This is a genomic window from Acinetobacter sp. YH12252, from assembly GCF_013417365.1.
GTDB lineage: Bacteria > Pseudomonadota > Gammaproteobacteria > Pseudomonadales > Moraxellaceae > Acinetobacter > Acinetobacter towneri.
Window position 1 is genome coordinate 212,786 of the sequence record NZ_VPEA01000003.1, and the last position, 22,662, is coordinate 235,447.

A 22,662-nucleotide genomic window follows, 5' to 3' on the forward strand; every position below is an offset into this window, starting at 1 on the left:
CCATTAGGAACGAGTTTTCCCTATCTATGAAAGACACTGTATTCACTTCTTTGATGAAACCCTTCAGCGTGCTTGCTTTATCATTAAGCTTGGCTGCCTGTGGAGATAGCGCATGGTGGTCTAAGGACAATGAGCCTACCCTTGAAGCAGAACAAATCCGCAAACTCATTCCAAATCGGGTCAGCGAGCGTAGTGCTTGGGCAAAAGATATTTACGATATTTCAGAGCAATTGGGCATTCCACAAACCAAAGAAAATATGTGTACCATCATTGCCGTCGTGGATCAGGAATCCAACTTTGTAGCCGACCCTCAAGTCTATGGTCTGGGTGAAAAAGCAGTTAAAGAAGTGCAAGACCGTTTGGATGAGAAATTTAAAGATAAACTGGGCGAAGCGATTGGCGGTACGGTTGCAGGCTATTTTCAGGATGTACTAAAAAACCATCCTAGCCCTGAAGATAACTATTTAAGCCAAATGCGTCGTGTGAAAACCGAACGTGAATTAGATGAATTGTATCGTGAAATTTTTGACTATATGGCCAAACATTATCACGTATCTGCACTAACAGGTGCTGCCAAACTGTTTGGACAAAATATTGGCGAAAAACTTAATCCAATTACCACTTTAGGTTCTATGCAAGTGCATATTAGCTATGCCAAAGAGCATAAACGTCAAAGTGGTAACATCGCAGAGTTACGCAGCGATCTATACACTCAATATGGCGGATTATATTACGGGATTCATCGTTTAATGATGTACCCTGCCGATTACGATCAACCGCTATACCGCTTTGCTGATTATAACTCTGGCATGTATTCGAGCCGCAATGCAGCATTCCAAAGTATGCTGAATGATTTAACCGAAGCAGAATTAGATTTAGATGGTGATTTGCTGCTTTACACTAAAGATGGTGGTGTGCGTAATGCAAAGAGTGAATCAGAACGCGAATTAATTGCTGTTTTTTCCAAACATAATATTCTAGTCACCCCACGACAAATTCGTGCAGACCTAAAAAAAGAAAAAGAAAAGAAATTTGAAGACACTGCAACTTATTTGGCGGTCACGAAACTCTATAAAGCGCAAACGGGCAAAGAGCCATTTTATGCCATGATGCCGCAAGTGGTCATTTCAGGGCCTAAACTGAGTCGAGATTACAACACCAATTGGTTTGCTACGCGAGTCAATGGACGTTATAAAACATGCATGCAAAAAGCCAAAAATATAAAAATCTAGCCCTATTTGATTTTGATGGGACCCTGTGCAGCAAAGACAGTTTTACAGGGTTTATTTTCTATGCTTTATCTAAGCGGCATATTTTTAAGCAAGGACTTAAAATCTTGCCTTGGATTCAGGCTTACTATTTAAAAGTTTATCCTGCACATGCCATGCGCCCTAAATTGTTTAATGCTATGTTTAAAGATGCAAATACAGCTGAAATATTAGCACTTGCACAGCGCTACGCAGTAGATTTAATACATGATCTTAACCCACAACTATTACAACAATTAAAGCAGCATCAATTCAATGGAGATGAAGTGGTGGTTGTTTCTGCAAGTGTAGATATTTATTTACAGTATATTTGTCAGCAGTTAAATGTCGCTTTGATTTGTACTGAAACAGCAATTGAAAAGCAGCAATTTACAGGGCAATATTCAACACCTGATTGTAGTCGGGAACAAAAGAAAATACGGATTTTAGAACAATATGATTTAGAAAATTATGCTGCTATTTATGCGTATGGTAATAGTGATGAAGATGATGCCATGCTGAGTTTAGCGACTTATTCTTATATGGTGGGTAGTGATCATTCATTGCCAGAAATTGTAACTTATAAAAAACTGGCTTGATTTTGATGAATGATATAATAAAACCACAATTTGAATTGTGGGTTTTTTAAGTTACATGTAGCGGATGCCGCCTATGGTGATTACTTTTTTATACCCAGAATAGAAAATAAAAATAGAGTTTTCTCTTAATAAAATAGCTGATGATTCTGCATAAAAATAACGACTACAACACCTAAAGCAATAAAAAAGGTGACACTTTACAGCATCACCTCTAATTCAAAATAGAAGTATAGTTTTAAACCAAGATCAATCACTTAATCTATTCGTACTAAACAACTCATTTGTAAGTCACTTATTTCTTAAATGGAAAAGCATATTTCACAATACGTTTAAGCACACTGCCGTACTGTTTAACTAAGCTCGCATTGTTGTAGTTCAAGCCATACTTTTCACACACAGCTTGTACTTTTGGCGCCATTTTACGATAGCGACGTGCAGGAATATCTGGATATAAATGGTGTTCAATTTGATGGCTTAAATGTCCTGTCAAAATGTGGAATGCTTCAGAACCTGTAAGATTCGATGAACCACGAATTTGACGCATATACCAGTGACCACGGCTTTCGTTTTGCATCACAGACTTTGGAAATACTTCTACATCCTTCGTAAAGTGACCGCAGAAAATAATGCTGAATGTCCAAATATTACGAATACCATTCGCAACCAAGTTCCCTGTAAACACTGGTAAAGCCGAAGGGCCTGCAATCAATGGAAAGAACACATAATCTTTAAACAATTGTTTTCCAATTTTCTTCTGCATAGGTTGCCATTCTTTTTTGGCTTGGGCTTTGCTTTTACGGCCATTCAAAATTTTACCAATTTCTAAATTCTGAATGGCAACACCCCATTGGAACAGTAAGCAGAAAGGAATACTGTATAAAGGTTGCAATAAATAGCCTGATCTCCAGCGCTGTTCTGGGAACAAACGCACCAAACCATAGCCAATATCATCATCCATACCTTTAATATTGGTATAAGTATGGTGTTTAAAGTTATGGGTTTGACGCCAGTTGTCTGAAGTACCTACCGTATCCCATTCATAACTTGCACCATTGAATTTAGGATCATTCATCCAGTCATACTGACCATGCATGACATTATGACCTAATTCCATGTTTTCCATAATTTTGGCAAAGCCTAACAAGCCTGTACCCAAAACCCATGCTGGCGGGAACCATCCTGCGAACAATAAGGCACGACCTGCCATTGAGCTATAACGAATGGTTGAATAAACACGGCGGATGTATTTAGCATCTTTTTCGCCAATATCATCCAAAACTTCTTGTTTAATGGCGTCTAATTCACGTGCAAGCTCATCTAATTCAAATTGAGTGAGTTCACGGTTTTTAGGATTGCGGAAATATTCTATTTTTACTGGCATATTCATAATCGGAACTCGCTTATAAATCAATAATTAAATCGGTTTGTGCTGAATTGACGCAGATTTTCAATTGGTTATTCGGTTCGCTGTTTTGAACACCATCGACCAAGTTTTTAGTTGAACCTTCAGCCTTGTTGCATACGCATTTATGGCAAATTCCCATACGACAGCCGTATTTAGGTTTAATATTTTGCTGTTCCAGACTTTCTAAAATGGACTTGCCTTTTGGAATAGTGACAATCTTTTTCGATTGAGTCAGTGTAACTTGTACCAAACCAACATCGTCACTTAACACAGGGGTCATGCTAAAAGCTTCTGTTTTCAGCAAAGCAGCTTGTGCAAATAATTGTTCAGCTTGCGTGGTAAAACCCGATGGGCCACATGCAAACACTGCACTTTGCTCGATTTGTGCCAAGCCTTGTAAATGTTCTGCATTTAAACGGCTGTGCGCTACACTCGGCTCTTGAGTATAAAACACTTGAAATTTAAAGTTTGGATATTGTTGTGCCCATGCTTCAAACTGTGCTTTAAATGCTGCGTCTGCAAAGGTTTTTACCCAATACATTAAAGTTACTGGAGTGCTACCAAGACGACCTGATTTCGCCATGTCTTGTAGCAAACTATACATTGGTGTGATACCACTACCCGCTACCAATAGAATTAAAGGCTGGGCTTGTGCAGGCAGTTGCATATCACCATAAGGTGCACCAAATTCCAAAGTATCGCCAACTTTAGCTTGCTCAACCAACCAAGTGCTGACTTTGCCCTGATCAACTTTTTTCACTGTCAACAAAACGTGTTGTGCATCAAGCTGAGTCAAACTATAGGTTCGCTCATAACGCACGCCTCGAATGGTCACATAAACAGGATGATGCTGCCCTGCTGCACCAACTTGGAATTTATTATTAAATTGCAAAGTTAAACTCACCACACCGTGTGCGGCAGTATCTTTTTTCACAATTTTGCCGAGTGATTGATTCACCGACCATAATGGATTAATTTTTTGCAACCAGAAGTTTGCTGCATAAGGATCTAGTACTGCATTTGCAATACTGGATAAGGGTGATTTTCTTTTTTCAGTTAGCTGCATGATTCAGCACCACATGATGAAATTTTAATTATTATACACATGTATATATATTTGTATATACATGTGTATTGTTTCTAATCGTTTCACAAGTACTGGCGCAACCGCTATAATGCCTCTAAGCTTATAAATTATTGAAAATATGACTCAGCCTGCCATGAAAACAAACCATGATGTGACTTTTCCAGAATCAGAAACGGTTCGTGAGCCTCTTGTCGTGCGTACGGTTGGGCGTAAAGCCACAATTACAAAACAAGAGTTATTTCAGGCAGCATTAAATTTAATTGGTCCACAAAAAAGTATCGCATCTTTAAGTTTGCGTGAAGTTGCACGTGAAGCAGGCATCGCACCAAACAGTTTTTATCGTCATTTTAAAGATATCGATGAACTTGCGATTGAACTGATTGATCGTGCAGGTGTGGTGTTGCGTCAAATTCTGCATGAAGCACGTTTAAAAGCAACAAAACAAAACAGCATTATTCGCAGTTCGGTTGAGGTATTTATTGAACAACTAGATACCGATGAAGGCAATTTAAGTCTGCTATTACGTGAAGGTTATACAGGTTCTACCTCTTATAAACTTGCTGTTGAGCGCCAGTTGAATTATTTTCAGCAAGAATTGCAGGATGATTTAATTCGTTTAGAACGTTTAAATAACAGTAAATTGGCACATCCCGACATTGCAGCCAAAGCCATTACACAACTGGTATTTAATATGGGTGCCAAAGTCATTGATATGCCTGCGACTGAACGTAAAGAAACCGCTGAACAAACCATGACCATGATTCGCATGATTTTAGAAGGTGCACGACATTTGGATGATGCCAAAATTCGTTAACATAACACAGGATAAATCGGGCGATTTTCCTGAATCAGGTCACGCCCGTTTGAGCATTTAATTGCTAGACTTCGCTGTTAAGCGTGTTGTTTTTGAATTAATTGCTGCACATGTGTTGCCGTGGTTTCAGGATTTTCCAAAGGAAACATGTGTCCTCCCTCGACCACACTAAACTCAATTCCATAAGTTTTTTGCATGCCTTGCGGTAAACCTTGCAAATAAAATGGGCTATGCCTTGCTGTAATTAAATGCACAGGTACATCTGGGGCTTTGCGTGGTGTGCGCCACCACCATGCAGGTACGGTTCTAAAAATTTCAGCTTCTACCCGTTTTGGAATTGTTAAAGTCACACCACCTCTTTGTGCATCGACTTGTATGCCGCTGGCAAAATAATCTTCAAAACATTGTGCATCAAATTTTTTAAATAAACGGTTATGCCGCAAAGCTTGATAGGCTTCTGCATGGCTAGCCCAATGATCTCGATGCTTCATGGTCACGGCGGCAGGTGTGAGTTGATCTACATATTTCAGTTTAAATTTTTGTAAAATTTCAAATAATGCCGACTTCGATCCAATCACAAAAGGTGGATCCATAATAATCAATTGAGAAAATAAATCTGGACGCTGATAGGCACACATCAGGGTTAATAATGAACCAAAAGAATGCCCTAAACCAATCACTTGTTGCTTTGGAAACTGCTGCTCAATGTCCTGAATCACTTGATGAATCAAATAGGTCCACTTATAGGTCACAGGAAATTCTGCTTGCATACCAATCAGTGGAATTGCCTTTAAATGATAATATGCTTCAAAACATTGAAAAAACTTTTGATAACTGGCAGAAGGAATACCATTGGCATGGGTAAAATGAATTGCAGCTTTAGTCATTTAAAATACGCTTAAAAGAAGAATATCGGGTCTGTGACTTGATCTATGCGTACGCGCTTACAGATTCAACACTTGGCACATCAATCATAGATAAAAGATCAACAGCCTTTAAACTACGCATACCACTGGGTTTTGCAAATGACCGGAATGCTGAAAAAGATGAATTATGAGTCATTTTAATGACACATAAGCACTGGTTGCTACTTTGTTTAAGTCTGTGATGTGAAAAATCTCGCACAAAATTTTTATTGCGATATTAAAAAAGCACCCGCTAAACTGCTCCGTAAAAATGAGGCGCAATGCCCAACTTAAAACGTGCAATTTAGAAGATGCCAAATATTTAAAAAAGTGATTGATTAAAACCGACTCAATACAAATACACCGTCTAGACACCTGTATTGAATGCACTCTTTATGGCTTTACCACCACCATCACCTGAATTGCTTCAGGCGTGACCGACAAACCATCTAATAATGCAACACCTTCTTTTTGCAATTTCTGTAAACGTGTAATTTCATCTTCACGAATACTTGGGTTAAATTGCTTCAAATAGCTTAAACGGTCAATTTCATATTGCCATTTTTTGCTATATACATCTTTAGCTTGTTGCTTAAATTCAGGCAATGCAGCTTTAGCCAACTCCAAAGCCTGTGTATAACGCGCTTCAATCGCGTCACGGCGTGCTTTCACCACTTGACGACAACTGTTGCCATCTAAATGATGTAAATAAGGTTTTAAAATTTCAGGGGCAATTTTTTGCGATAAATCCTGCCCTTTTTCGCTCAATAAGACACGAATGAGTTGCTGTGGCAAGCTTGATGGCAAATTCAGGGCTTTAGGTGCAATGACATCCACTTTGAACCAGACTTCGAGCAACACAGAACCTTGTGGCAAAGCGGCAGATTTTAATACCGCAACGTTGGTGCTACCAAAACCTTGTGTATTGATCATTTCCATCACGCTTTCTGTGAATGGATGCTCTAGGGTCAAATACTGTGCATCTTCACGAATTTGCGCCTGATCCCGATAGAACGTCGCGGTCATGCCTTCTTCGTCTAAGGTCAAACCTTGCACTTGCATTTGATCAGTTGGTTTAATAATCACCGTGCCATTGCTTTGTTCATCGAAGTCAATATTGGTCGATGCCATAAAGCGCTTCATAAACATAGGCAACGTGGTATTGTCGTCGTAATCTTCTAAAGCTTGTACAATTTCCTGCGCCACCACAGGACGGCAAGAGTTGTATTCCAACAAACGATCTCGACCCGCTTGAAGTTCTGCTTCCAAAGCTTCACGCTGCACACTGACTGCTTCCAGTAAATCTTCAAACTGTTGTCCTAAATCTGCAAGTAAGCAGTGTTTTAAATCGACAATAAAGTTTTCCTGCAAGGTTTGTGCAGTGGGTGAAATATTGCTGAAAATATTGAGTGCTTCGTTATACCAACGGAACATACGCTCTTGCGCAGTCCCCACCAAATACGGCACATGAATTTGAATACGGTTTTCTTGACCAATACGGTCTAAACGACCGATACGTTGTTCTAACACGTCGGGATTGGCAGGTAAGTCAAACAAAATCAGGTCTGATGCAAACTGGAAGTTACGCCCTTCTGAACCAATTTCGGAACACAATAAAATTTGTGCACCATAAGAATCTTCTGCGAAATATGCTGCCGCTTGGTCACGTTCTAACAAGCTCATGCCTTCATGGAACATTGCAGTACGAATACCTGCATGTAGGCGCAGCGCATTTTCAAGGGCTTCTACCACAGGGCCGCTACGCGCAATTAAAAGCACTTTTTTATGTTTTAAGTCGCTACGCAAACGCTCCATTAACCACATTACACGCGGGTCAGTTTCCATCCAACTGCCATCGAGCAGTGCTTCTTCTGGCCACATTTGTTCACGCAGCTTACCATCTTTAGACCAGTTTTCTGGTGCAGGTAACGGCGCAGGCTGACAATCACGGCCTGGGAAACCTTGAATTGCTTCACGGGTATTACGGAACAAAATACGTCCTGTACCATGACGGTCTAATAATTCGTGGATAGCACGGAAACGCTGTTCAGGGTTATCTTCTATGCGATGTCCCAACAAGCCTTCCAGTGCAGCCAAATGGCTTTCTTCCAATGCTGCATCTGACATTAGGACTTCGGCAATTTTTGCCGTATGTTGATATTGTGCTTCTTCATCCAAGAAACGGTCGAGCGAGCTAAAACGTTGCGGATCGAGTAAACGTAAACGCGCAAAATGGCTTTCTACACCCAGTTGCTCAGGCGTTGCAGTGAGCAATAACACCCCTGCGGTTTGTTCAGCTAATTCTTCGACCAGATCATAACGGTCATTACCACCTTCTTCTTCGCTCCACATTAAGTGATGCGCTTCATCGACCACCAGCAAATCAAAACCTGCTTCTAGGGCTTGTTCGCGTAAGTCATCGTGGTCAATCATTAAATCGACTGAAGCAATGATGCATTGTTCGGTCAAGAATGGATTCAGGTCAGGATCGTGTTCTTTAATAGATGCCGTACGGGTTAAATCAAACAAAGAGAATTGCAGATTGAAACGGCGACGCATTTCAATCATCCACTGATATTGCAGCGAATCAGGTACCAAAATCAGGATACGTTCCGCACGTCCTGTTTTGAGTTGCTGATGGATGATCAAACCTGCTTCAATGGTTTTACCTAAACCAACTTCATCTGCCAATAAGACACGTGGCGCAAAACGCTTACCGACTTCATGTGCAATATAAAGTTGATGTGGAATCAAACCTACACGCGAACCCACCAAGCCGCGCAGTGGGCTACTTTGCATATTGGCTTGCATCAACAAGGCTTCAATACGCAAGTCGTACCATTCTTTATAGTCAATTTGGCTGGCAAGCAAGCGGTCTAAGGGTTTTGAAAGTTGGATACTTGCACCAATACGGGTTTCATTCAGTGATTTCTTTTCTTCACTGCCATCTTGCAAACGACGCACCACGTTATAACGCAATACGCCATGGCGGTCTTCGACCGATTCAACCGTCCACGCATTGCCTTCTTGGTCTTGAACTTCATCATTTACATTAAAAATGATACGCGATAAAGGTGCGTTATTGCGTGCATAGACACGGGTTTCATCACTTTTAGGGAATAAAATGCTGACCGATCGCTCATCTACATCAATCAGAACACCAAGTCCTAATTCCGTTTCTGTGTCTGATAACCAACGTTGACCAATAGCAAACTGCTGCAATTTTTCCACCTTTATTTAGAAGTTAGGACGTATAAATTTTTGCGCAAAACCTGCTGAGTATTTGAGCAAAAATTCAGGGCGTATAGCAATATATTTTGACATAAAGCGCACTAAAAAGAGAGCCTAAAGCACAGGCTTTGCGTAATCTTTTTCGCTTAAAATGGGACTGGGCAAGTAAACTGTACACGTTGCTCAGTTTGTGGATGCAGAAAACTTAATTCTGCTGCATGTAAACACAAACGAGGCATGAGTTGTTGCTGTTCGGGCGTGGCATACAAAGTATCACCAATAATTGGATGACCTAAATATTGCATGTGTACTCGCAGTTGATGCGAACGACCTGTGATAGGCGTCAGTTGCACACGAGTCACAATTTGCCCCTGCAATTCAAATTGCTCCAATGCACGCCAATGCGTTAACGCAGGTTTGTTATGGGTTGCATCGGCAATGTGTAATGGAGGATGTGCAGGATCATAGACCACAGGCACATCTACAGTGCCTTCACCTTGCAGTTGCCCTGCCACCAATGCCTGATAGGTTTTATCGGTTTGGCGTTCTTGAAACTGACGCGAAATTTGTTTTTGCGCCCATTTCGTGAGTGCAAATACCAAAATACCCGAAGTATCACGATCTAAGCGATGAATCAGCAAAGTGCGCGGCTCAATTTTAACTAGACGACTCATCACACAATCTTGCAAATCTGCTGTTTTACCTGGAACGGTGAGTATGCCAGCGGGTTTATGTATCACCATAAACTCATCGTCACGATGAATCAGGTGTTCGCTTAGAAAATTACTCAATTTCAATTCCGGGCCGATCGTGAAAACAAGGCGGCAATAATAAAAAGCCTGACACAGAATTACAATGCAAAATACATCAATTCCCGATGAATTTTCCGATTTACATTCCTGAATCAGACAATCTGCTGAATTTTAAATCAGCCTGCTTTTAGAAATGTGGGTTTTATAGCATGCAGGAGGCTTTGTTGCATAAATATTTTTTAAGATACTGTTTTAAAGGTTTTTAAAATTTGGATAGAAAAATACAATGAAATCATAGTGCAAGATAGTTGCACAACAAAGCCGTTCTGAAGCTATATCTTTGATGGCGGGAGCAAATGAAGTAATAGGATTCATATTTAGTTTGACCAGGCTATTTTAGTGTTTAACAAGACGCTGATCTAAGCCTTTGATATTAAATTGAAGAGTATGTCTTCAATTTAACCTAAAGCATAGATATTTTGGAGATATCTATGCCTTTTAGGACAGTGTTAAGCAGAGGTCAAATTACGCCTTCATTTCCGCAAATGTTTCTTTTGCAGCTTGAATGGTGTAGGCAATATCTTCATCACTATGCGCAGATGAAATAAAGCCTGCTTCAAAAGCAGATGGCGCCAAGTTCACACCACGTTGCAACATTCCGTGGAAGAATTTACGGAAAGCATCGACATCGCAATTCAGCATAGAATCAAAACTGGTGATGTCATCTTGGTCAGTAAAATACAAACCAAACATAGCACCGACTTGTTGCGTCTTGAACGGGATACCTGCTTCATCTGCCGCAGCTTGTAAGCCTGCCAACAATTTTTCCAGTTGCGCAGTTAAATTTTCATAAAAACCTTCGGCACGTAAATGTTTAAACATTTCAATGCCCGCACGCATCGCCAACGGGTTACCAGACAAAGTACCTGCTTGATACACCTTACCTAATGGCGCAATACATTCCATGATTTCGCGTTTACCACCTAATGCACCTACTGGTAAGCCAGCACCAATAATTTTACCGAGTGTGGTCAAGTCTGGTTTAACATTATAATGCGCCTGAGCACCGCCTAAGCCAACACGGAAACCTGTCATTACTTCATCAATAATAAAGACTGAGCCGCGTTCATCGCAGACATCACGAATTGCTTGCAGGAAACCATCAATTGGTTTAACCAAGTTCATGTTGCCCGCAACTGGCTCAACAATCACCCCTGCAATTTCAGCACCAAACTTTGTAAAACATTCTTTTAAGGTGGCGATATCGTTATACGGTAAAGTCAGCGTATGTTTAGCAAAATCGGCAGGAACACCCGCAGAAGTCGCCTCACCTTCACCACTGGTTAAAAGTCCTGAACCTGCTTTAACCAACAGCGAATCTGAATGTCCATGATAACAACCTTCAAATTTGACGATTTTGTCACGGCCTGTATAACCACGCGCCAAACGAATTGCAGTCATGGTGGCTTCTGTACCTGAGTTGGTCATGCGAACCAATTCAATTGAAGGCATAATTTCGCAAATAATATCGGCCAAAGTCGTTTCATGCACCGTTGGCGCACCAAAACTCAAACCATCTTCAGCTGCAGCTTGCACCGCCTGAATAATAGCAGGATGGGCATGACCTAAAATCATTGGTCCCCAAGAACCTACATAGTCGACATAGCGTTTGCCATCGACATCGTACAAATAAGCACCTTTGGCTTTTTCAATAAATACAGGGGTTCCGCCTACCCCGTTAAATGCGCGTACAGGTGAATTGACACCACCTGGAATATGCTTATTGGCTTGTTTAAACAATTGTTCTTGCTTTGGAGATAAGCTCATGGAGGCACTCAACTCAAAAAATAAAATAAAAAATTAGCTGTCTGCTTTAAGTGTCTGCTTTGAAAAGTGCAGACCAATCATAAACACGCTGTGCAACAGTATGCATCGGACGTCTTAATATATCACTAATCACTGCACATAAATCTGCACCTGCTTCAATGACAGGCTGACTGTTTTCAACAGTTAAACCACCAATCGCGCAAATTGGCACATTGAGTTGTTGCTTCGCCAGTGTGAGCGTGTCTAATGTAAGTGTACTTGCCTCAGGTTTAGTTTCAGTTGCATAGACTGCACCAAAAGCCACGTAGTTTGCACCATCGGCAATGGCTTGCTCTGCCAATTCAATCGAGTTATTACAACTGCGACCAATCAATACATCTTGTGGTAAACGTGCAACCGCTTCAACAATAGAGCCATCTTCTTGACCCAAATGTACGCCAACACCATATTTCACTGCAGTTTCAAGATCATCATTAATCACAAATGGCACTTTGTATTGATCACACATCGATTTCATATATTCAATTTCGTATGCCTGCTGAGCTTGAGGCACATTTTTACGGCGATATTGCAACACCGCGACTTCATAAGTTGCCATCGCCCCTTCTAATTTTGCCAAAAGCAGTTCGATAGGATCATCATTGGTAATCAAATATAAACCGCGCATAATCTCAGCCACAAATAATACAAGGTCTGTATTATTACACATTCAGGCGGCATGTGTCAGAACCTCAGGCTCAACAAGTTTTTTTATATAGGCTCTATAAGCTTCTATTTTGTTTGGGTTTTATTGAGTCAAAAACTTAAAAATACCAAATTCTAGTGATAGCGCTAAAAGATAGATTTAGCTTTAATTGAACTGCGCAAAACAAGAACTGCAACCAGTTCAATAAGATATGGATTTTAAAATCCATACGGGTGACTACAGCGAATAACGACATATTTAGGTCGCCCATTTAGACACATGATCATTTGTGCCAGAGCGCATGTGGGGATGCGACAAATGATCATGTGTCTATATTTTTTTCATACTTCTCTCTCAGTAATCTACTTGCTTTATATCCTTTCTTAAAGATGAATGACTTCTGATTTAACACCATTCTGAATATAATTTTTCACATAAAAAAAGCCTAGAGAAAGGTCACTCTAGGCTTGGAAAGTCACAAACTTTTATCAATAAATTTGATGACACATTATTAGAATATTCACTCTATCATTTCAACAAAAAATTAATTTTATTTGTACATTTTTTATGAAAATAATCACATATCGTCTAGTTTTTGCCTAAACGGTATAACTAAACACTCAATTCAACTTGGAATTTTATCTTTAGCACGATCTTGCAAACTTAAATGACCACGCAAAACATCGGCAAACATCCGCCAGTCTGAAATAAAACTATACACAGGCTGTTTAAAACTGGCAGGTTTATTTTTTTCAAAAACAAAGTGCCCGACCCATGCACAAGCATAGCCTGCCAGCAAACCATAGAGTACATATTTGGCTTTTTTATGGCGTATGGCTTTACTCACACAATATAAACCGATACTACTGCCAACAACGTGCAAACGACGGCTCATAATGTTGCGGTGTTCAGTTAAATAAAAGCGATAAAATGTTGAATAATCCTGAATTGGCAATTCAAGCTTGGGATCTGGTGTCGGCTCAAATTCGGGGTTTAATGCTGCGTTCATGTTCATCATCCTGATGTTTATAGGTTTGAATTATTTTTACTACGCTCAACGACACTTTAAACTAAGCCAAAAAAAAACCAAACTCAAGGGTCTGTTGACACTTCGTCTATGTTTGCGACAACGCATATTTTTCAGCTGATATAAGGCATGAGACAGGAAATTTAGTCGTTCTAAATAACTGACTCATAACGCAATAGCAGCAAAAAATATGCTTGTCCTGAAAGGCTGTGGCTAAAACTTTCTCAGATTGCGTTATGAAACTTGGCAATAGTCTCGCTATACCCTACGTTTCATGCCTGATCTGCTCAGTTTTAGCCTACAGCGCAAGCCATTTAGGAAATGCCAACAGACCCTAAAAAAGCCAAGGTCAAGCCTTACTTCTTGGCATATTTTAGTTACAATCAAACGCACTTTTGCAAAACCTTCGTTCTGCAATTTTCACAAATTTATAATACCAATTTGTTTGCCGCTGCTTTGGCGCAACATGCTTTACGTTCAGGATATTTTTCATGGTCGAAGTTGAATTAAAATTTCAAATTCCAGTCGCACGTCGTACTGCACTACTCAAAACTTTAGACCCGAAAAAATCGACTCAAATTCCATTAAAAGCACGCTATTTTGATACATCTACGCACAGCTTGGCGCATCATGGCATGGCGTTAAGACTGCGTTTAGAAGGTGAGCAATGGGTACAAACTTTAAAAGCGGCAGGTCAAAGTCATTTTCATAGTTTTGAACATAACCATCCACTTGCGCCAACTGAAAATCCTGATACTCCACCACAACTTGATCTGCAAATTTATCAAAGTATTCCCGAAGCACAACAATTGCTAAATCAAGCTTTGGGACAAAATTGGGATCAGTTGCAACTACAATTTGAAACCGATATTCAACGTACCTCACGACTAATGACCGTTGAAGATACTGACATTGAAATCAGTTTAGATGTTGGTCACATTCGTTGTGCAGATGCTGAAGTTGAAGTACATGAAGTTGAGTTTGAACTGAAACAAGGTTCAATTCAGCAATTGCTGGCTTTTAGTTTTGAATGGGTGAAAAAATTTCATTTATGGCTGGATGTGCGCAATAAAGCAGAAATTGGACATTTGCTTTCTGTGCAGCAAAAAGTCAGCCCTGCGGCTCAGAGCAAAGAATTTCAATTCAGTAAAAAAGACCATGCAGACCAAAATTTACGCCTGTTAATTGCACAACAATTACAGCATTTATTGCCTAATATTGCCGCAATTTCTGCACAAGTTGCCGAACAAAGTCATATTGATCAGGCGCAGTTCGCTTTGCAACATTTACAACTAACACTATCCTTATTTAAAGATTGGTCGAAGCATTTAGGCGATAAATGGGCAATGCAAATTGCAGCATTTAAACAACATTTTGATCACCTGCAGCATTTGGAACACATGCAAGCCACACTCGGCGCATTTTTACAGAACCCGACGACTGCAGAGAACCTAAAAAAAGATACCTTGTACGCCCAAGAAAAATTGGTCAATTTAGTCCGTTCAACGCAAAATGTGCATCACTATTTAGAATTATTGATGTTTAGTTTAGCCGCGAGCGATCACTCAGGTTTAGACTTAAAAACTGCCGCACAAAACACGTTGCAACAGCAATATAAGCAGTTGCATGAACAATTACAGCACAGTGATATTCACGATTTTGAAAGTTTAGATCAACTGGCTTTGCGTATTCAGGAACTAAAATTTAGCTTCCCCATTTTGACGCATATTTATGATGTCAAAAATTTGCAGAAATATAGTAAAGCTTTGAATGATGCACAGCTTGCAGCACAGGAATATCAAGTGTTGGCATCTTCTGCAGCATACATTCAACAAACTGAATTGGAAGCGAGCGACTGGTTTGTTTTAGGTTGGCTCACTGCAAAACAGGAAGTGTATGCACAGCGTTTATTGGAAGCGACAGAACAATTTATGGTGAGCCGTAAATTCTTAAAATAAGTATCCTTAACATCCTCAAAGCACACGCTAAAAATACTGCAATACAACGGCAGCCTTGTGAATATTCATTCGGCTGCTTTGTGTTAAAAACTGAATACAAATTATTTTATTTTTCAAGCTTTTGTTCACAATTCTCCCCTTGTTCATTTATAGATTTACACTATAGTAAAGAGAACTTATCTTGTTTCATCGAGGGCATTCCCGATGTGTGAAATAGAATTAAAATTTCAAATTCCACACAACTATCGTGCGGCATTTGAAAAAGCATTTAAAAAGAACAAACTGGTTCAACAACAACGCTTATGGGCTAAATATTATGATAGTCCTGAACAGCACTTAGCCAAGCAACGCATTGCCCTGCGTCAGCGTTTAGAGGGCGATATTTGGAAACAAACTTTAAAAGCGCCTAGTCCACAACATTATGAACGCTTTGAGCTTGAACATGAATTAGGACATGATGCGCCTGAATTGTGTGATTTGGCATGTTATGAAAATCATAAACAAGCACGAAAGATTTTAAAAAAAGCCTTAGACGGTTCAGAGGTAGATTTAACCCTGCAGTTTGAAACCGATGTTTTACGCTACAGCCAATTGGCACATTATAAAAACAGCCAAATTGAAGTTGCTTTTGATTTAGGTGAAATCCGCCAAAGCAAAAATTCGGTTGAAATTTACGAAGTTGAGTTTGAACTGAAACAAGGTGAAATTGCAGACTTAATTGCCTATATTCAGCCGTGGATTAAAAAATATCATTTATGGCTCGACACACGCAGTAAATCGCAGCGTGGCAATATGCTGTATAACAATGAAACCATGATTCCTGTACAGCAGCAAAGTACCTTGCAATTGCAACACCCCGAAAATATGCATGAGTTGTTGGCGCAAATTACCCAGAATTGTTTGGCACACTTGCTGCCAAATGCAACTGCGATTGCCAGTCAAGATTATGCCAGTGGGCATGTGCATCAAGCGCGTGTTGCCATTCGACGTTTACGCAGTGCCTTAAAAATTTTTGCTGAATATGATGCACTGGCAAATAACAATTGGGAAAGTCAATTGGCGACACTTTTTCAGCAGTTAGGTTCAACCCGTGATCAAGATGCTTTGCGTGAAAGTCTGATTCCGCAACTTGAAAATGCAGGCTCACCTATTACCGAACTACCACCTGCAGCATCTGAAAACATTGCGATTGATGCAATTTTCCGCTCACCGACCACAACCTTATTACTGTTACAACTTATGAGTTTTGCACATTCGGCTGCGATTGCAGATGCAGAATCAAAACCAATCAAAAAAGTATTACGTAAACGCTTGCAGAAAATGCATCAACAAATTTGTGATGATACAGGTCATTTCCAAACCTTGGATGTGGAATCTAAACACCGCACGCGTAAGCGTGTAAAACGTTTACGCTATACCGTGGAGTTTGTGAGTAGTTTATTTGCAGAAGATGACGTCAAAACGTATTTAAAAACCCTAAAACCATTACAGGAAACTTTAGGGCATTTTAATGATTTAATGGTGGCACAAGGTCTATATGAAAGCCATGCTCAAACTGAACCGAAAACATGGTTTGTATTGGGTTGGATTGCGTCGGAAGAACGTCATATTTCCATACAGATTGAACAGGATTTACAGCAGTTTGCTGAAAGTCAGCCTTTTTGGTCGTAGTTGAAGTTTGATCATCAATCAATGATCACATTTAAGCTCAACAGGGATTCATTTCATGTTGAGCTTATTTTTTATATCTTAGATTAGTATTTAATCTGCAAATTCCAAACTTTCTAAAAGATTAACGATATTTACCAAATACTTTCCATGTTTGGTTATCTGCCAAAGGGTCTTGATAACTGTCACTACGCTGCTTACGTGGCTTATCTCGGGCATCGACCAGTTCAAAATATGGTTCGACACTTAATACAATACCATTCACATAAAAACGGGTGCGCGTGTAGTCACTTTGCCCATGCTGAAACACATAAGTACGCAAATCAATAAACTCACGATGTGCCACCAGTGCTGCATTGTCATCACTGTCTAACCAACGCTGCATGAGCTGAATTTCCTGCGGTTCAAATTGCCCACATTTTTCGATCAGGCTGGCAATCCCCCGAAAAGTTTTCGATTCTTTGGCGCGGGTTTTATTCACTCGAATCCGATCGACATGAAAATAAAATAAGGGCAAGTTCAAATGACTGGGTAAATGCACCGCATCAATGACTGCATCTTGCATAAAAGGCTGAAATAAATCCTGTGCACGTTCAATCAACCCTGTCCATTGTTTATAGTATTCTGCTACTTCTGCGCGTGTTCCATAATAAATCGGCAAGCCTTCAACATGGGCAAGTTGCACGGGTGGCCAAATATTTTGACGTAATAAAGCAATGTCGCTTTTTAAACTTTGTACCGCAATCGCATCTTGCATCAACCACTCCAATTTTGCTTAGGCTATTTTTAGCTTAAGGCAAAGGTTTTGTTTCTGCAAGGCTTTGCCTATAATGAAACATTCAGATTTTTAGCTTAGGAAAAATTCATGGTTCAAAAGATTGAAGCAACCGATGTAACCGAAGAAGAAGCATTAAATGCGGCTTTTTTTGAACGTGCCGATGAATTTATTAAACAGGCCAATGGCTTCTGTCATTTTGAAAAAGGCTCGACAGTAAAACCTGCCGAAATTCGTGGTCAGGTGAGTGCTGCCATGTTATTTGCTACTGCACGTTTTAATACTTGGGTGGCAGCCAATAATTTTAAAGATGGCAATGAAATGCGCGATGCCAAAGACCAAGTTATGTCATATATCTTGCAGCAATTTCAAATGATGCTTGAAGATAACTATGACGAATATTGCGAACAGTTTGAAAACTATTTGCGCTTCCGCCACAACGAAGAATTCCATACCCATAAACATGATCACGACCACTCGCACGATCATTAATTTTGCGTATAAACAAAGCCCTACAGGGCTTTTTTTATTGCGGCAATTTTTCAAATTTGTAGTTTTTCGATAAATAACCCTTCCCTTTTGCAACATGATGGCTTTGAATAGTGAAATACTAGCGTCATAAAAACAGGATGATTATGCAGAACCTAGGATTTGCACTCATTGATGCACATATTCATCAGTGGGATCCGTACAACACGCCGCACAGCGCACGACTTGCTGTTAAGCTTTTGGGCAAGCATCCCAATTTGCTAGATAAAACCATCCGCCTGATAAAACCAAAAACACTCATTGAAACTTTAGGACGCACCGAGCACGTCACATCGCCCTATTTACCTGAGCATTATGCCCGTGACTTAGGTTTTTATACGGCTGAAAAAGTCGTGCATATTGAAGCCAATTGGCACGACCATAAAGGCAAAGGCGTAGTTGGTGAAACCGAATTTATAGAAAGTCTGGATTTTAAAAATAATGGTTTGGCTTTGGGCGCGATTGTCGCCACTGCAGACCCGCGCGATTCTAATTTTAAGAAAATTCTCAAATTACATCACAAAGCTTCTCCGCATTTTCGCGGAATTCGTAAAATGGCAGCCGTGCATGAAGATCGCGGGATTTTTGCTTGGGCAGACGAACCACACTTATATCGGAACAAAAAGTTTCTAAAAGGTTTTGAAGCTTTGGCGCAATATAATTTAAGTTTTGATGCATGGACGTATTCGACCCAATTGGGTGATGTCTTGGCATTGGCCAAACAATTTCCAGAAACTTCTATTGTGCTTGAGCATTTGGGCACACCCGCGGGGCTGTTCGGGCAAGTTGGCACACATACAGGCGTGACCAAAACAGCACGAGAAAATATTCTATTTCGTTGGCAAGAAGATATTGCCGAGTTGGCACACTGCCCAAATGTTTACAGCAAAATTTCAGGGTTATTTATGCCTGTTTTAGGACATCAATTTCACTTGCAAAAACGTGAAGCCTCAAAACAGGAAATTATAGATTTAACTGCACCACTGATTCAGCATGCCTTACAAAGCTTTGGAATATATCGGTTGATGTTTGCTTCCAATTTTCCAATAGATCGAGTGAGCACGTCTTTGGTCAATTTAATTGATGCGACTAGTGATATTGTTGCGGCCTATCATCCAAATGCTTTGCAGCAAGTGTTTCATCATAATGCCAAACAGTTTTATCGTTTATAAAGCTTTAGCCAATTGAGCATAGATAGCAAACTTGAAGACAAAAAACGCATCGAAATGGATGCGTTTTTTGTATCTGCTCAAAATTAAATTGAATCTTTATTTAGACTGCGGCTTTAACGGCAGCACCTCAACATTGGCTTGACCATATTGATCGGCGGCTACTTCAAGCAAATGTTCTAAGCGTAAATATTTCTGAATCACAGCATCTACATCGGCTTTGCTGAGTTTTGCTAACGCTTGATCACGTCGCTCACGGTAACGTAAATCACGACCTTGTTCTAATTGTGGCACTAACATACGGTGGATACTGCGTTCATCTTCTAAGGCAGTCACACGTTTTTTCAAAATATCGGCTTTTGCAGCTTCAACTTCTTGCAAGCTGACACCATCACGGCGCAATTCCTGCAACACTTTATGCACCGCCTGTGACACTTGAGCCGACTTGCCTGCACTGTATTGCGCAGAAATACTGAGCGCACCCGATTGTTCAAATTCACTTAAACTCAAACCACTACTAAAACCATAAACCAATGCATTTTTTTCACGTAGTTCTTGTGCCAAACGTGAAGACAATTGCGATTCGCCCAAAATATAACTCAGCACCATCATGGCAGGTGTGTCAGGATGATTCACACCCAAAGGTAAGGTCAATAAACTTTGATAACTGCCAAATTCGCGCTGTTCTGCCAATACATGCAACTTTTTCGCAGGATATGCCGTATAGGCTGAATCTAAGCGTTGATACGCTTCCGTATTGCGTGATTGTCCTAAACGCTGAACTAAAGTTTTTTTGATTTGTTTCGGATCAAACTCACCTGTAATGGCAATATGTGCATGATTCATAGCAAAAAATTGACGATATAACTGCTGCACCTGCGCTTGGGTTGCAGCTTGCAGTTGTTGCTTCGCAAATCCAGGTTCGAAGTGATAGCGTAAATCGCCCTGCGGGTAAATTTCAATTAAACGCGCCATAGTCAAAGCAGCCACAGTTTCAGGCTCGGTATAAGGTCGTTCTAAACTGGATAAACTTTGAGAACGAATTAAATCAAACTGACTTTGCTCAAAACTTGGGTTTTGCATGACATCTAAAACAAAATTAAAAAACGCATTAAACTTTTCTTTTTTTGCCACAATTTGAATATGAATCGCATTAGCATCGGCTTGTGCAAAAGCCGAACCACCTGCAGCAATTGACTGATCGGCGATGTCTTGCAAACTATGCTCTTGAGATGCACGCAGCAACAAATACGCGGTTAAATCTAAAATTTCGCCCTGCTTAAATAAAGATTGTGCCGTACCAAAATTTACCGAAATGGTGGCATAGGTTTTATCATCACGAGTTGCAGTTGGAAATAATGCATACTTGGCACCATTTTTTAAGCTGCCACGCTGAATCTTTTTTTTATTTTGAATCAAAGCTTGTTTAGATTTTTGCACATAGTCTGTCACTTCTTGCTGATAACTTTTCACATCTTTCAAAGGTGTAACAGGTGTATCTTGCTGATCTAAAGTTTTTGCTGTATTTAGATTATTTTTTGCTGTGAGTGCCTGTTTTTGATCTTCAGGTGTGGGCTGAATATCGCCAATGACCCGATGCTGTGCAGTGAAGAACTGTTTTAAACGCTGATTTAGTTCATCTGCATTTAACTGTTGAATATTGTTTAAATCACGCCAATATTGTGTCCAATCACCCTGATAAGCCACAGCATAATCACTCAAGCGACCACCCAAAGCCACCGCATCATTCATTACACTGTCTGCCTGATTTTGAATCAAGTTTTTCACACGTTGTAACTCGGCATCATCAAAGTTTTTTGCCTGCTCGATACTTTGATTCAAGCCAGCTTGTAATTGCTTGGCATCATGATTCGGTGCATACAAAGCCCCCATCAGCACCAAATTAAAATCTTGATCTAACCATGTGCTGGACTGCACCATGGTACTTTTGCCTGTTTCTACCAGTGTTTGATACAAATGCCCACTCGGTTGCAACGTATGTAAATAAGGTGACAGCGCCAAAGCGGTTTTGATCTTTTCGTCATTGCCATTTAAATACAGATTAAATTTGGCCAGTTGACTGCCCTTTTGTACCACAAAATTTCGTTGCTGAATTTTGTTGCTGTCTAATCGTGGCACTTGTACTTGTTTGGGAATTTGTCGTGCTGCAATTGGACTAAAATGTTGATCAATTTGTTTTAACACCGCTGCCTGATCAAACTTGCCTGTCATCACTAAAATGGCATTATTCGGCGCGTACCATGTGCGATAAAATTGATTTAACTCCTGCATTTTAATGGATTGCAGTTCATTTAAATCGCCAATGGGTAAGCGTCCGAAATACTGATTGCCATAGGCCGATTTCCACACCTGATCTAACAAGACTGAAAACGGTTGATCCATACGCACTTCGCGTTCACGCTTTACAATCGCAATTTCGGCAGGCACATATTTTTCCTGCATGACCAATTTATCCATGCGTTCCGCTTCAAGATAAATCATCTCATTGACGGCGCGAGTTTCAGGACGAATGATGTTGGTGTATTTAGTGGAGTAATAGTCGGTGCTGGCATTGTGCATTAAACTATATTGATCTAAACGGCGCTGAAACTCCTCGGCAGGTACATTTTCTGTACCTTTAAATGCCAAATGTTCCAACAAGTGTGCCAAACCACCTTTGCCTTGTGGATCATTCAATGAACCCGTTAAATACACCATATTCATAAAGACTTTATTTTCTTTCTGATTGGGTGCCAAAATGACTTTTAAGCCATTATCAAGTTGATATTCTTGTATTTCTTGCTTAGATTTTACTAAAACTGGCTGGGCGAAAACCACGCCATTGAATGCCAGTACACATAAAGATAAAGTGAGGGTTTTAAAACGTAGCAACTTCTTTTTCCCGATTGATTTCATTCTATTTTTGATTTGCCATGAAATATGACAATTTTCAACTTGAGCGCAAACAGCATAACAAGCTGCAAT

Annotated in this window: 17 protein-coding genes; 7 read left to right on the forward strand and 10 right to left on the reverse strand. The window is 40.1% G+C overall.

Features of this window, described 5'->3' with window-relative positions; genetic code table 11:
- Positions 1-26: 26 nt before the first annotated feature.
- Together FTV28_RS04835 and FTV28_RS04840 are read left to right on the forward strand one after the other, a co-directional pair.
- A complete protein-coding gene (locus FTV28_RS04835) occupies positions 27-1,232 on the forward strand; it encodes a DUF1615 family protein (protein ID WP_179989574.1) in 1,206 nt (401 codons plus the stop codon).
- Positions 1,199-1,846 carry an HAD family hydrolase gene (locus FTV28_RS04840; RefSeq protein WP_179989576.1) on the forward strand — a complete coding sequence of 216 codons (648 nt, stop codon included), beginning with the start codon at positions 1,199-1,201 and terminating at the stop codon, positions 1,844-1,846. The genes FTV28_RS04835 and FTV28_RS04840 overlap by 34 nt, the downstream gene beginning before the upstream one ends.
- A 292-nt stretch (positions 1,847-2,138) precedes the next feature.
- On the opposite strand, the gene FTV28_RS04845 is transcribed toward FTV28_RS04840, so the two are convergent.
- Positions 2,139-3,233 carry an acyl-CoA desaturase gene (locus FTV28_RS04845; protein ID WP_096900933.1) on the reverse strand — a complete coding sequence of 365 codons (1,095 nt, stop codon included), beginning with the start codon at positions 3,231-3,233 and terminating at the stop codon, positions 2,139-2,141.
- A 13-nt stretch (positions 3,234-3,246) separates the two neighbouring features.
- Positions 3,247-4,317, reverse strand: a complete 1,071-nt coding sequence (locus FTV28_RS04850) for a ferredoxin reductase (protein ID WP_179989578.1) — start codon at positions 4,315-4,317, stop codon at positions 3,247-3,249.
- A 154-nt stretch (positions 4,318-4,471) separates the two neighbouring features.
- On the opposite strand from FTV28_RS04850, the gene fabR reads away from it, so the two are divergent.
- Complete coding sequence (fabR, locus tag FTV28_RS04855) at positions 4,472-5,152, forward strand: HTH-type transcriptional repressor FabR (RefSeq protein WP_179989580.1); 681 nt, start codon at positions 4,472-4,474, stop codon at positions 5,150-5,152.
- Between the two features lie 77 nt (positions 5,153-5,229).
- On the opposite strand, the gene FTV28_RS04860 is transcribed toward fabR, so the two are convergent.
- The 6 genes from FTV28_RS04860 to FTV28_RS04885 form a co-directional block, all read right to left on the reverse strand.
- On the reverse strand, positions 5,230-6,039 hold the full coding sequence (locus tag FTV28_RS04860; RefSeq protein ID WP_179989582.1) for an alpha/beta fold hydrolase: 810 nt from the start codon (positions 6,037-6,039) through the stop codon (positions 5,230-5,232).
- A 411-nt stretch (positions 6,040-6,450) separates the two neighbouring features.
- The gene (rapA, locus tag FTV28_RS04865) at positions 6,451-9,288 is read right to left on the reverse strand and encodes an RNA polymerase-associated protein RapA (RefSeq protein ID WP_179989584.1); all 2,838 of its coding nucleotides are present in this window, start codon (positions 9,286-9,288) and stop codon (positions 6,451-6,453) included.
- 146 nt (positions 9,289-9,434) lie between these two features.
- Positions 9,435-10,079, reverse strand: a complete 645-nt coding sequence (locus FTV28_RS04870) for an RluA family pseudouridine synthase (RefSeq protein ID WP_004973024.1) — start codon at positions 10,077-10,079, stop codon at positions 9,435-9,437.
- 486 nt (positions 10,080-10,565) lie between these two features.
- Entirely contained in the window at positions 10,566-11,867 is a 1,302-nt protein-coding gene (hemL, locus tag FTV28_RS04875) for a glutamate-1-semialdehyde 2,1-aminomutase (RefSeq protein ID WP_179989586.1), read from the reverse strand.
- Between the two features lie 46 nt (positions 11,868-11,913).
- The gene (gene thiE, locus FTV28_RS04880) at positions 11,914-12,534 is read right to left on the reverse strand and encodes a thiamine phosphate synthase (RefSeq protein WP_096900945.1); all 621 of its coding nucleotides are present in this window, start codon (positions 12,532-12,534) and stop codon (positions 11,914-11,916) included.
- A gap of 643 nt (positions 12,535-13,177) precedes the next feature.
- The gene (locus FTV28_RS04885; protein WP_179989615.1) at positions 13,178-13,567 is read right to left on the reverse strand and encodes a DUF962 domain-containing protein; all 390 of its coding nucleotides are present in this window, start codon (positions 13,565-13,567) and stop codon (positions 13,178-13,180) included.
- 503 nt (positions 13,568-14,070) lie between these two features.
- Between FTV28_RS04885 and FTV28_RS04890 the strand changes: the two genes are divergently transcribed.
- Together FTV28_RS04890 and FTV28_RS04895 are read left to right on the forward strand one after the other, a co-directional pair.
- Positions 14,071-15,537: a CYTH domain-containing protein gene (locus FTV28_RS04890; protein ID WP_096901882.1), complete on the forward strand. Its 1,467-nt coding sequence runs from the start codon at positions 14,071-14,073 to the stop codon at positions 15,535-15,537.
- 204 nt (positions 15,538-15,741) lie between these two features.
- Positions 15,742-17,208 carry a CHAD domain-containing protein gene (locus tag FTV28_RS04895; protein WP_179989588.1) on the forward strand — a complete coding sequence of 489 codons (1,467 nt, stop codon included), beginning with the start codon at positions 15,742-15,744 and terminating at the stop codon, positions 17,206-17,208.
- A 121-nt stretch (positions 17,209-17,329) separates the two neighbouring features.
- Here FTV28_RS04895 and FTV28_RS04900 read toward each other — a convergent pair whose 3' ends face one another.
- Positions 17,330-17,962: a hypothetical protein gene (locus FTV28_RS04900; RefSeq protein ID WP_167846097.1), complete on the reverse strand. Its 633-nt coding sequence runs from the start codon at positions 17,960-17,962 to the stop codon at positions 17,330-17,332.
- A gap of 108 nt (positions 17,963-18,070) precedes the next feature.
- On the opposite strand from FTV28_RS04900, the gene FTV28_RS04905 reads away from it, so the two are divergent.
- Together FTV28_RS04905 and FTV28_RS04910 are read left to right on the forward strand one after the other, a co-directional pair.
- The gene (locus FTV28_RS04905; protein WP_004973007.1) at positions 18,071-18,472 is read left to right on the forward strand and encodes a DUF3144 domain-containing protein; all 402 of its coding nucleotides are present in this window, start codon (positions 18,071-18,073) and stop codon (positions 18,470-18,472) included.
- Positions 18,473-18,615: 143 nt separating this feature from the next.
- Positions 18,616-19,680: an amidohydrolase gene (locus tag FTV28_RS04910; RefSeq protein ID WP_179989590.1), complete on the forward strand. Its 1,065-nt coding sequence runs from the start codon at positions 18,616-18,618 to the stop codon at positions 19,678-19,680.
- 96 nt (positions 19,681-19,776) lie between these two features.
- Here FTV28_RS04910 and FTV28_RS04915 read toward each other — a convergent pair whose 3' ends face one another.
- Positions 19,777-22,593, reverse strand: coding sequence for a pitrilysin family protein (locus FTV28_RS04915; RefSeq protein WP_179989592.1), 2,817 nt, complete (start codon positions 22,591-22,593; stop codon positions 19,777-19,779).
- Positions 22,594-22,662: the final 69 nt, after the last annotated feature.

Excerpts from the sequence above, each read along its gene's own strand:
- FTV28_RS04915 (WP_179989592.1), bottom strand. The coding sequence starts at position 22,593 with ATGAAATCAATCGGGAAAAAGAAGTTGCTACGTTTTAAAACCCTCACT.
- FTV28_RS04905 (WP_004973007.1), top strand. The coding sequence starts at position 18,071 with ATGGTTCAAAAGATTGAAGCAACCGATGTAACCGAAGAAGAAGCATTA.
- thiE (WP_096900945.1), bottom strand. The coding sequence starts at position 12,534 with ATGCGCGGTTTATATTTGATTACCAATGATGATCCTATCGAACTGCTT.
- FTV28_RS04835 (WP_179989574.1), top strand. The coding sequence starts at position 27 with ATGAAAGACACTGTATTCACTTCTTTGATGAAACCCTTCAGCGTGCTT.
- FTV28_RS04890 (WP_096901882.1), top strand. The coding sequence starts at position 14,071 with ATGGTCGAAGTTGAATTAAAATTTCAAATTCCAGTCGCACGTCGTACT.
- fabR (WP_179989580.1), top strand. The coding sequence starts at position 4,472 with ATGAAAACAAACCATGATGTGACTTTTCCAGAATCAGAAACGGTTCGT.
- hemL (WP_179989586.1), bottom strand. The coding sequence starts at position 11,867 with ATGAGCTTATCTCCAAAGCAAGAACAATTGTTTAAACAAGCCAATAAG.
- FTV28_RS04845 (WP_096900933.1), bottom strand. The coding sequence starts at position 3,233 with ATGAATATGCCAGTAAAAATAGAATATTTCCGCAATCCTAAAAACCGT.
- FTV28_RS04900 (WP_167846097.1), bottom strand. The coding sequence starts at position 17,962 with ATGCAAGATGCGATTGCGGTACAAAGTTTAAAAAGCGACATTGCTTTA.
- FTV28_RS04895 (WP_179989588.1), top strand. The coding sequence starts at position 15,742 with ATGTGTGAAATAGAATTAAAATTTCAAATTCCACACAACTATCGTGCG.
- FTV28_RS04910 (WP_179989590.1), top strand. The coding sequence starts at position 18,616 with ATGCAGAACCTAGGATTTGCACTCATTGATGCACATATTCATCAGTGG.
- FTV28_RS04850 (WP_179989578.1), bottom strand. The coding sequence starts at position 4,317 with ATGCAGCTAACTGAAAAAAGAAAATCACCCTTATCCAGTATTGCAAAT.
- FTV28_RS04840 (WP_179989576.1), top strand. The coding sequence starts at position 1,199 with ATGCATGCAAAAAGCCAAAAATATAAAAATCTAGCCCTATTTGATTTT.
- FTV28_RS04885 (WP_179989615.1), bottom strand. The coding sequence starts at position 13,567 with ATGAACATGAACGCAGCATTAAACCCCGAATTTGAGCCGACACCAGAT.
- FTV28_RS04860 (WP_179989582.1), bottom strand. The coding sequence starts at position 6,039 with ATGACTAAAGCTGCAATTCATTTTACCCATGCCAATGGTATTCCTTCT.